Origin of the sequence: Okeania sp. SIO2F4 (assembly GCF_010672385.1) — a bacterium.
In the GTDB taxonomy this organism is placed as follows: domain Bacteria; phylum Cyanobacteriota; class Cyanobacteriia; order Cyanobacteriales; family Microcoleaceae; genus Trichodesmium.
In genome coordinates, this window is the sequence record NZ_JAAHGT010001113.1 from 1 (window position 1) to 2,841 (window position 2,841).

Below are 2,841 nucleotides of genomic sequence, written 5' to 3' on the forward strand. Positions count from 1 at the left end.
TCCAATAGCTAATAAGCAAGCAAAAATACTACAAGGTTGAGGCGATCGCTCTCTTACTTATCAAGAGCGATCTTTATTTTATTTAAGCAAATGAGAATTGGTATAACTTTTCTGAAAAATGATTTGCTGAAATTGAAAAATTTAAGGATGTGCTAAAGTTAATTAACACATCCTCAATCATCAAAATTTTAATTAAGGCGATTTTTAGAAACTGCTGGGAAATTTTAAAAAACCGAGGTTGTCAAATTCCTCTTTCTCCAAACCTATCTAACCACCAGCAACAGCAGGAACAATACTAACTTCATCTCCATCTTTCAAAGATGTCTTTGTTCCTTCTAAAAATCGAATATCTTCACTGTTGACGTAGAAGTTTAAAAATCTCCTGGGTTCCCCTTGGTCATCACAGAGACTTTTTTTAATCCCTGGAAAATTTGTTTCTAGAGATTCTATTAATTCTGAGATATTACCACCGCCACATTCAATTTTTGCTTGCTCTTTAGTGAATTTTTGTAGTGGGGTAGGAATTAAAACTGTAACTGCCATAACTTAGTAATTTATTTGTGTAGCTAATAGTTGACGATACTTATTTGTAAATATTAATTCTAGGGGTGGCTTCGGAAATAACTGCCAATTTTTAAGGAAAAAATTATGTTTCCACGCCCACCATAAGGTTTGAAACTTTTCTGGGAGGTTTGGTCTCCAAACCCCTAAACCTTTGAGGCTAAGAAAATTCAACTAAGAATTTTTCCCGAGGATTTAGGAATAAAATTTTAATTGTATAACTTAGTAATTTGTTCCTCTAGCTAATACTTATCTGCAAATACTTAATTATGACGTGAACTTAATAATAACTGCCACTTTTTCAGGAAAAAATTATGTTTACTAACCTACTAGCGTGTTTAGATTTATTTTATTATGTGGGTAAGGTCACTGGGAAAAAGCTAACGAAGTAAGTGCTGTCGGATAGTCTTTTTGACCAACAATTTTAGCTTAGAGGCTATACTAATCTACTGTTTGAATTTTTTGTGGGAGTTTGGATACTAATACAATATTTGAAATTTTCATCTCCTACATTGTATAGATAGTTTGAAGATTTTCTAGGGGTTTGCAGACCAAACCCCAACTAGAAAAATTAAACCAAAACTTGTTGCCAGTCAAGACGGTCTAATGTTTGAGCGCGTTCCCAAGCTCTCTCAAAACTTTCTAACTTTGCATCTATTGTTAGAGGTTCGCCAATTTCACCCTGTACTGCTTCTTGGGTCTTCAAGCCATTACCTGTAATATAAGCAACGGTAGTTTCTTCAGGGTCAATCTTACCTGCTTCTACTAATTTTTTCAATACCGCAATAGTTGTACCACCTGCTGTTTCGGTAAAGATACCTTCTGTTTCTGCCAATAACTTGATACCTTCAATAATTTCAGCATCATTCACAGATTCAATATTGCCGTTTGTTTTGCGAGCTACTTCTAATGCGTAAATACCATCCGCGGGGTTACCAATAGCAATTGACTTGGCAATAGTATTAGGTTTAACTGGATTAATAAAATCACGACCTTCTTTAAATGCTTGAGCTACTGGAGAACAACCTTCAGCTTGCGCTCCACTAAAACGAACTGCTTTATCTTCTACTAAACCTACTTTGACAAATTCTTGGAACCCTTTATAAATTTTGGTGTAGAGGGAACCGGAGGCAATAGGAGCAACTACATGGTCTGGAAGTTTCCATCCTAGTTGTTCGGCAACTTCAAAACCGAGAGTTTTTGAACCTTCAGAATAGTAAGGGCGGAGATTAATATTGACAAAACCCCAACCGTAAGTATTTGCTACTTCACAACAGAGGCGGTTTACTTGGTCGTAGTTCCCTTTAACTGCCATAACTGTTGGGTTGTAAATAAGAGTACCGAGAACTTTACCTGCTTCTAAGTCAGCAGGAATAAATACACAACATTCTAAACCTGCTTTAGCGGCGATCGCTGCGGTGGAGTTAGCTAGGTTGCCTGTACTTGCACAGGATACTGTGGAGAAACCTAATTCTCTAGCACGACTCAGAGCAACTGATACTACCCTATCTTTGAAACTAAGGGTAGGCATATTTACCGCATCATTTTTAATGTAGAGATTTTTCAGACCTAGGCGACGGGCTAAACGTTCTGATTTTACTAGGGGGGTCATCCCTGTTCCTACATCTATAACGTTGTCTGTTGTTACTGGTAGGAAGTGACGATAACGCCAGATAGAGTTAGGACCTGCTTCGATTGTTGCCCGACTTACTGTTTGACTGAGTTTTTCATAGTCATATTTTACTTCTAAAGGACCGAAGCATACATCTTCACATATATGTTTGGCTTCTAAAGCGTATTCTTCTCCACATTCTTTGCATTTGAGATTTTCTATGGCTGTATTTGTGCTGTGGATTTGATTGTGAGTTGTTATGGCCTGGGTCATGGTCTTTCTCCCTACTTCTTTTCTCAGAACTGTTCAGCATTTTTTGGATAGTAGCATGGGTAAAAATCACCGTCAACTATACCCGATAAAAATAGTCGGGATTGATTAAAAGGGAAAATTTTCTATATTAAATGCTACATATAAATTTTCTTCTTTGGTGGTTTATTCTACTAATCTATGAGTTAGTTCTGTTGTTTATATGGCAATTTTTATAGTATATAAAATATTTTTTTGAAGCTGTTTTTTGAAATTAAAGTAGTTTTTATAACTATTTTTTATCGTTTTTAGCTCTATTTTGATTAATAGTTTTGGAGTTAATTTTATAGCTGATTTGTAAACTTAGCTAAAAGTATTATATTACCTAGTTTTTAGTGATTTGGGGCTGGCTGTATAAT

3 protein-coding genes are annotated in these 2,841 nt (G+C 35.7%); all 3 read right to left on the reverse strand.

All coding sequences use genetic code 11. The features are described 5' to 3' along the window. Positions 1-267: 267 nt before the first annotated feature. The 3 genes from F6K22_RS37705 to thrC all read right to left on the reverse strand — a co-directional run bounded on the left by F6K22_RS37705 (position 268) and on the right by thrC (position 2,446). Positions 268-543: a MoaD/ThiS family protein gene (locus tag F6K22_RS37705; protein ID WP_293109930.1), complete on the reverse strand. Its 276-nt coding sequence runs from the start codon at positions 541-543 to the stop codon at positions 268-270. Positions 544-546: 3 nt separating this feature from the next. Beyond that, entirely contained in the window at positions 547-735 is a 189-nt protein-coding gene (locus tag F6K22_RS37710) for a hypothetical protein (protein ID WP_293109931.1), read from the reverse strand. Between the two features lie 397 nt (positions 736-1,132). Next, the gene (gene thrC, locus F6K22_RS37715; RefSeq protein ID WP_293109933.1) at positions 1,133-2,446 is read right to left on the reverse strand and encodes a threonine synthase; all 1,314 of its coding nucleotides are present in this window, start codon (positions 2,444-2,446) and stop codon (positions 1,133-1,135) included. Positions 2,447-2,841 lie beyond the last annotated feature (395 nt).